Below are 6972 nucleotides of genomic sequence, written 5' to 3' on the forward strand. Positions count from 1 at the left end.
GCGCTCACGCGCGCCGGCGCGACACCGTGAGCCCGTAGTCCTCGATCTTCTTGTCGAGCGTGGGCCGGCTGATGCCCAGCATCCGGGCGGCGACGATCTTCTTCCCGCCGGCCGTGCGCAGGGCCTCGGCGATGGCGTCGCGCTCCAGCTTGGAGACGCGCTCCTGCAGGGTGAGCGGCGCGGACGAGGCACTCCCGGCCTGAATCTCCGGAGGCAGGTTCAGCGAGTGGATCTGCGAGCCGGCGTGCACCAGCGCGAGCCGCTCGCCGAGCAGCTCCAGCTCGCGCACGTTGTGGGGCCAGCCGTAGTCCACGAGCAGCCGCCGGGCCTCGGGGGTGAGCACGGGAGGCGCCTTCCGGGCGGCGCGGGCCCCCCGGGCGGCGAAGAGCTCGAAGAGCGTGGGGACGTCGGCGCGCCGCTCGCGCAGGGGCGTCACCTCCAGCTCGAGCCCCGTGAACTGCCGTGCCAACGAGGCCTCCACCTCCCCCTTCGCGGCGAGCGCCCGCAGCGGAGCACTCGTGGTGGCGATGAGGCGGAAGTCCACGGGCTCCTCGCCGCCCTGCCGCGCCGGGGCCGTCTTGCGCGCGAGCAGCCGGGCCAGCCGCTCCGCCAGGGGGCGAGGCAGCATCTCCACGTGGTGCAGCAGCAGCGTGCCCCCGTCGGCGCGCAGCAGCGCCGAGGACAGCGGCGGCAGTCCCGGCCCGCTGGCGCGCCCGAAGAGCACCTCCTCGAGGGAAGTGGCCTCGCGGCAGTCCACCCGCACCAGCGGCCCGAGCGCCCGGGGCGAGCGCGAGTGGATGTAGCCGGCGCACAGGGACTTGCCGGAGCCGGGCTCGCCGGAGAGCACCACGGGCGCAGCGCTGGCACCGGCGCGGCGGGCCTGCTCCACCAGCTTCCGGAAGGGGCGCGAGTTGCCCACCATGTCCACACGGGCCGCCGACTCCGAGCCCGCGCGCGAGCGCACCGCCGCGTAGGCCTCGCCGCCGAGCCGTCCGAGCATGGCGGCCAGCCGACCATCGGCCGCGGAGAAGGCGGGCTCGGAGCGCTCCACGTACAGCACGCCGAAGGGCGCCCCACCCGAGGCCATCAGCGGTGAGCACAGGGCCCCGGCCGAGAGCGCCTGCTCGGAGCGCTCCAGCGCCGCGAGGGCCAGCTCACGGGGCACCTCCACGGAGGGAGCCCCCACCACCGCCGCGGTGAGCAGCCCCTGGATGCCGCCCAGGAGCGCCGCCGCCCGGTCCGCGTGCAGCGCGTGCTGCGCCTCCGCGGCGACGCGCCGCAGCACCATGGCCTCGCTGGTGGCGCCCAGCAGCGTCATTCCGGCCGAGTACACGGCGGACTCCGGCCCCACGTGCGGCAGCACCTCCTCCACGGGGAGGAGGCTCGCGGCGCCGGGCGCCGAGTCCCCCAGCGAGGCCGCTCCGAGCGGCTCGACGAGCACCGTCGTCTTGCCCACCTGGACACGATCGCCGGGCCGCAGCACCACGTCGCCCGTGATGCGCTCGCCATTCACGGCCGTGCCATTGCGCGAGCTCAGGTCGCTCAGATGCACCTGGTCGTCCACCACGGTGAAGCGCGCGTGGCGGCGGGACATCTGATCGTCCTCGGGGAGGGGAATCTCACACGAGGGGCTGCGGCCGATCGTCGCCTCCCCCTGGACCTCGTAGCGGAGGCCGGCGGAGGGACCGGAGAGGAGCAACAGGGCGGGCATGAGGGGACGACGATGCTACCACCGCCCCTTACGAGGGGCGTTCGGCATTCAACAGCGTGCGCACCTCTTCCTCGTCCAGGGTGCGACCTTCGCGGCTGAGGGCCATGGCATTCACGTCGGACTCGGGGACCTCGACGTGGGCGCCCTTGCGCCACTCGGTGGTGTGGACGGCGCCATCCACCAGCCGGCCGACCACGGTGGCGTCGTCCCAGGAGAGCACCTCCATCCAGAGCTGCTCGGTCACCGCCTCGCCCTCCGGGTGGGTCTCGAAGGGGGCGCGCACCAGGAAGGCGAGCGGCTCCATCAGCCCCCGGCGCAGGAAGCGCGCCTTGAAGGCCGGCAGGAGCACCTGGGTCTCCCGGTGCATGGACTCGGTCTGCTCGGTGGGCTCCTGGGCGAAGCGCTCGCGGAAGGGCCGCAGCAGCTCGGCCGTGTTGTGCCGGCCCTGGGGCGACACCACGGTGAGGAAGAGACCCTCATGGCCCTCGAAGGACTCCAGGGGCACCCCGAGCAGGTTCGTCCGGGCCTCCTCCGAGGGCACCAGCATGAAGGTCTGCCCCTCGCTGGTCCCCATCTCCGTGCGCAGCGTCGGGCCCTGGCCGAAGGCGATGTCCGTGGCCAGCTCGTGCAGGAAGGCCTCGGCCGGCAGCAGGTCCTGCTCGCCCAGGTGGAAGATCTCCAGGTCCCTCGCGCCGAACTTCTCCATCCCGTGCGTGTGCACCCACAGGGGCGTCTCGCCCTCGATGACCTCCACGGCATGGAGGTTGAGGTGGTCTCGGATGTCGAAGTCCAGCTCGGTGAGCTCGCCCACGTCGTCGGGCTCGTGGACCTTGGACGAGGTGATGTCCACCATCACGCCCTCCGAGTGGAGCAGGACGATGCGGGCGCACATGAGCGCCACGAAGACGGGGACGGTGGGCTGGGACGAGCCCGGCTCGAAGGCGAAGCGGTAGAAGGAGCGGGCCCGGGCGAGCCCCTCCAGCGCCGGCTCGCTGCCGCTGAACAGGTCGGACGTCCACTCCTGGGGGGTGGGCCGCGACTCGAAGACGACCTCCAGCTTGGAGCCCTCGGCCTCGATGGTGAAGCCGTGACCATCGGAGGCGGGGGTGAAGGTCATCTCCTCGGACTCGAAGGAGGCGCGCAGGGCCTCGATGGGCACCGCGGAGGCGCGCGCCATGGCGAGCAGGTAGACCTCCTTCACAGGTGCTTCTCGATCTGTCGGAAGAGGTCCACGCGATCCACCAGGTCCGTCACATAGTCCAGCTTGTCCGTCGGGAGAACGAGGACGGGGGACATCTTGTAGCCACTGAACCATTCCTCGTACAGGGCGTTGAGCCGGTTGAGGTAGGCGGTGGGGATGTCCTGCTCCATCTCCCGGCCCCGCAGGCGGATGCGCTGGCGCAGGGTCTTCACGGGGCAGCGCAGGTAGATCATCAAATCCGGCGGCGTGAGCGTCTGGGAGAAGGTCTCGTAGAGGTCCCAGTACATCTGCCAGTCGCGCTTGTCGATGTAGCGCTGCCGGTGGAGGTTCTTGGCGAAGATCTCCGCGTCCTCGTAGAGGGTGCGATCCTGCAGCAGGGTGCCCGGGGTGCTCTCGTACTGGCGCTGGAGGCGGAACTTGGCCGTGAGGAAGAAGAGCTGGGAGCGGAACGCCCAGGTCTTCATGTCCTTGTAGAAGTCGGCGAGGTAGGGGTTCTCCTCGTTGGGCTCGAAGAAGGGAGTGAGGCCGTACTTCCGGCAGAGGAAGGACGTGAGCTCCGTCTTCCCGGCTCCAATGTTTCCCGCGATCGCGATGAACTTCTTCCTGGCCAAGGCCCCTCGCTTGTATCCCCACCGGGCGGCGCACACCAGCGCCAAGGTGGCGTGGTAGATACGGGTTCACCCACCCCCCGCCGAGCGCGCGAGCGTGCGGGCGATTGCTGGTACCCGGAAGAAGAGCTGGCCGCTCCGCTGTTTGAGCGTTTTCGGCGGGACACCGGGCCGCGCGCCGTGGTGGGCTCCCCGCAGGAAGAGATGCCGAGGACACCAGGGATGCTTCGCAACCTGTTTTGCATGTTGGTCACGGCGGTCGCCACCGCCCTCCTGTTCCCCGTCGCCGTGCTGGCGATGATCGTCACGTTGGATCCGGGCAAGTCGGTGTGGGTGGCCCGCCGGCTGTGGTCGCCCATCCTCATCCGCACGGGCGGGGCGAAGCTGATCGTGAGCGGCCAGGAGAACGTGGACCCGGAGCGGCCCACCATCTACGTCGCGAACCACCAGTCCTCGCTGGACATCCCGGTGGGCTTCGTGGCCGTGCCGGTGAACTTCCGCTACATCGCCAAGCACCAACTCCAGTACGTGCCGCTCATCGGCTGGTACCTGTGGCTGGCCGGGCACATCTTCATCAACCGCGGCCAGCGGGACAAGGCCATCGCCTCGCTGGACGAGGCGGCGCGCAAGGTGCGCAACGGCAAGAGCGTGTTCGTCTACGTCGAGGGCACGCGCTCGGATGACGGCCGCATCCTGCCCTTCAAGAAGGGCGCCTTCGCCCTGGCGCTCAAGGCCGGCGTCCCCATCGTCCCCGTCACCATCGAGGGCTCCGGCACGGTGATGCCGAAGAACTCGTGGAACATCAAACCCGGCCCCGTGTACGTGAAGATCGGCAAGCCCATCGACACCAAGGCCTTCGGCGAGAATGACCGCGAGGGGCTGATCAAGGCGGTGCGGGACGTCATCATCGCGCAGAGCCTCGAGCTGGGCGGCAAGGGTGGCGATACGAACGACGCCATCGCCGCCCCGGGTGTCGAGGGCATTGGCCGCCAGCGCCGCACCGCCTCCTGAGGAGAACCCTTGCCCGAGCGCCTTCCCCCCTCCGACTCCCGTCGTTCCCCGCGCCGTCGCCTGCCCACGTGGGCGGGAGTGGCCGTGCTGGGCCTGGGCCTCGTCACCGGGTGCCGCCATGGCGCCACCGCCGGCGAGCGGCCCCTCGACGCGCGGGCCCAGGCCCGTGAGTACCTCGCGACGAACCAGCCCGAGCGCGCCCTGCCGCTGCTGGAGGCCGAGTTCTCGCGGGCCCCGGAGGACCTGGAGCTGGCGCGAGCCCTCACCGAGGCGCAGGTGAAGGCGGGCCGCACGGACGCGTGGATCGCCGAGCTGCAACGCCGCAACGCGCAGGCGGAGCGGGCAGTGAACCACTACATGCTGGGGCTGGCGTACTTCTCGCGGGTGTCGGACGCGGGAGCACCGGCGGTGGAGGCCTTCGAGCGGGCCCTGGCGCTGAAGCCGGACGAGCCCGAGTTCCACTACCGCCTGGGCCTCGCGCGGCTGGAGTCCGAGCAGTACGCGGCGGCGGTAGGTCCACTGCGCCGAGCGGCCGAGCTCGCTCCGGAGCGCACGGGCATCCGGCTGCCGCTGGCCAAGGCCCTGCACCGGACGGGAGACGCGGCGGGGGCGGTGGCGGCGCTGGGCGCGTGGGTGCGGATGAGCCCGAGCCCCTCCGAGGTGGCCACGGCGCGGGCGCTGATGGATCAGATCGCGGACCCGTTCGCGCGCTTCCCCAAGGCGGCCGAGCCCAAGCTGGAAGAGGCGATGCGCTACCTGCAGGAGCTGGACGCCCCGCACCCGGCCATCGTGGCCTTCGAGGAGATTCTGCGGGACTACCCGGACCTGGCGGTGGTGCACGCGCTGCTGGGGCTGGCGTGGCAGCGGCTGGACGACGCGGGCCGGGCGGTGGAGGAGTTCAAGCGAGCGATCGAGCTGGCGCCCGAGGACGGCAAGAACCACTTCTACCTGGGCGAGCTGTACCTGGCGCGGCAGAGGCCGGAGGCGGCGCGGCCGTACCTGGAGAAGGCGGTGGCGCTCAACCCGCTGTTGGACACGGCCTGGTTCCGGCTGGGGGACCTCCATCTGGATCGCCGGGACCTGAAGGCGGCCGGGGAGTCCTTCCGGGTGCTCACGGCGCTACAGCCGGACGAGATAGCGCCGAGGGGCAAGCTGGCGCTGGTCTACCAGCTGGAGGGCAACTGGGCGGGAGCCGAGCACGAGCTGATGCGGGTGGTGGACAAGGACCCGGACAACCTCGAGTTCACCCTGCGCCTGGGCATCCTCTTCACCGAGCAGGCGAAGCAGTCCTCGAAGCCCGAGGAGCGCCGGGTAGCAGCCGAGAAGGCGGAGAAGTGGCTGCGCAAGGTGCTGGAGACCCAGCCGGAGAACGCGCTGGCCTCCCGGGCCCTCCAGCAACTCAAGAGCCCCAGGGGGCAGTAGCCAGCGGGCGCCCCCGCCCTCTACACTGGAAGACCGATGAGTGAAGGTGCCAACCAGCCCCAGCAGCCGCGCGCGACGCCGTCGTCTTCGAACGTGCCGCGCGTGTCGCAGACGAACCTGCGCGTGATGAGCGCCACGCGCACCGCGCCCCTGCCGAAGAACCAACAGCAGGAGGCGCTCAGCGAGCGGCTGAAGTCCGAGTCCGCCAACGTGGCCCTGAACACCCTCTCCATCCTCAAGGAGAAGGTCCAGGAGTTCCGCGAGCGGGACCGCTTCTTCAAGTACAAGGCCTTCATCGCGGGCGGCTGGCTGCTCATCTCCGTGGCCACCTTCGGCACCACGTGGGCGCGGGGAGCCAAGCAGACGGGTGACTTCGGCGCGAAGCTCGTGGTGATCCCCGCCCGAGCCTCGATCTCGATCCTGAACCGGAGCGACGAGCCCTGGCTGGACGTCATCATCGTCGTGAAGGACCAACGGGGCGCGGAGTGGCGGGCCTCGGTGGCCGGCGTGGCGCCGACGAAGGAAGTCACCATCAGCCCCAAGCAGCTCCTGGGCGCGAGCGGCCAGGCGGCGCCCTCGGACCTCGTCATCAAGGGTGTCGAGATGCGCACCTCCGAGGGCCGCGCCCTGCTCCTCGAGGACGGCAGGAACCTCACCGAGGACGCGCCGGAATAGGAAGCGTCGAGGGCTCCGCGCTGGTGCCCTCCGCTCCGCCAGCGCGCGGTACCCCGCAAAGCGCGAGAGCGCCCTTCCCAGGAGGAAGGACGCCCTCGTGCACTACCCTGCTGCCGACGGCCGACTACTCCGTCTTGTTGTCCGAGACCTCGGGAGCGGCCTCGGCGCTCTCGGCAACGGCCTTGGCGGGACGATCCACCAGCTCCAGCAGGGCCATCTCGGCGCCGTCACCGCGACGGAATCCGAGCCGCACGATGCGGGTGTAACCGCCCGGGCGCGTGGCGTAACGATCCTTGTACTCGCTGAACACCTTCTGGAGGATGACGCGGTTGCGAACCGTCCGC

The 6972-nt window shown here is 70.8% G+C and carries 7 protein-coding genes; 3 read left to right on the plus strand and 4 right to left on the minus strand.

Annotated elements, in window-relative coordinates; genetic code table 11:
* Positions 1 to 4: 4 nt before the first annotated feature.
* From VF697_RS30295 to VF697_RS30305, 3 genes are read right to left on the minus strand one after another with little or no spacing between them, the layout of a single operon-like run.
* A complete protein-coding gene (locus tag VF697_RS30295; protein WP_331100350.1) occupies positions 5 to 1711 on the minus strand; it encodes a sigma 54-interacting transcriptional regulator in 1707 nt (568 codons plus the stop codon).
* A 28-nt stretch (positions 1712 to 1739) separates the two neighbouring features.
* On the minus strand, positions 1740 to 2912 hold the full coding sequence (locus VF697_RS30300; RefSeq protein WP_331100352.1) for a DUF2314 domain-containing protein: 1173 nt from the start codon (positions 2910 to 2912) through the stop codon (positions 1740 to 1742).
* Positions 2909 to 3523, minus strand: a complete 615-nt coding sequence (locus VF697_RS30305) for a deoxynucleoside kinase (protein WP_331100354.1) — start codon at positions 3521 to 3523, stop codon at positions 2909 to 2911. The genes VF697_RS30300 and VF697_RS30305 overlap by 4 nt, the downstream gene beginning before the upstream one ends.
* 219 nt (positions 3524 to 3742) lie before the next feature.
* On the opposite strand from VF697_RS30305, the gene VF697_RS30310 reads away from it, so the two are divergent.
* Genes VF697_RS30310 through VF697_RS30320 form a run of 3 tightly spaced genes read left to right on the plus strand, consistent with a single transcriptional unit; the run spans position 3743 to position 6628 of the window.
* On the plus strand, positions 3743 to 4531 hold the full coding sequence (locus tag VF697_RS30310) for a lysophospholipid acyltransferase family protein (RefSeq protein ID WP_331100356.1): 789 nt from the start codon (positions 3743 to 3745) through the stop codon (positions 4529 to 4531).
* 9 nt (positions 4532 to 4540) lie between these two features.
* Positions 4541 to 5953 (plus strand): tetratricopeptide repeat protein, encoded by a 1413-nt coding sequence (locus VF697_RS30315; protein WP_414641358.1) that lies wholly within the window; start codon positions 4541 to 4543, stop codon positions 5951 to 5953.
* A 36-nt stretch (positions 5954 to 5989) separates the two neighbouring features.
* A complete protein-coding gene (locus VF697_RS30320; protein WP_331100358.1) occupies positions 5990 to 6628 on the plus strand; it encodes a hypothetical protein in 639 nt (212 codons plus the stop codon).
* 124 nt (positions 6629 to 6752) lie between these two features.
* Here VF697_RS30320 and VF697_RS30325 read toward each other — a convergent pair.
* The coding region (locus VF697_RS30325) for a bL17 family ribosomal protein (protein ID WP_331100360.1) at positions 6753 to 6972 on the minus strand (220 nt) is incomplete at its 5' end.

This window comes from Archangium sp. (assembly GCF_036388035.1).
GTDB lineage: Bacteria > Myxococcota > Myxococcia > Myxococcales > Myxococcaceae > Archangium.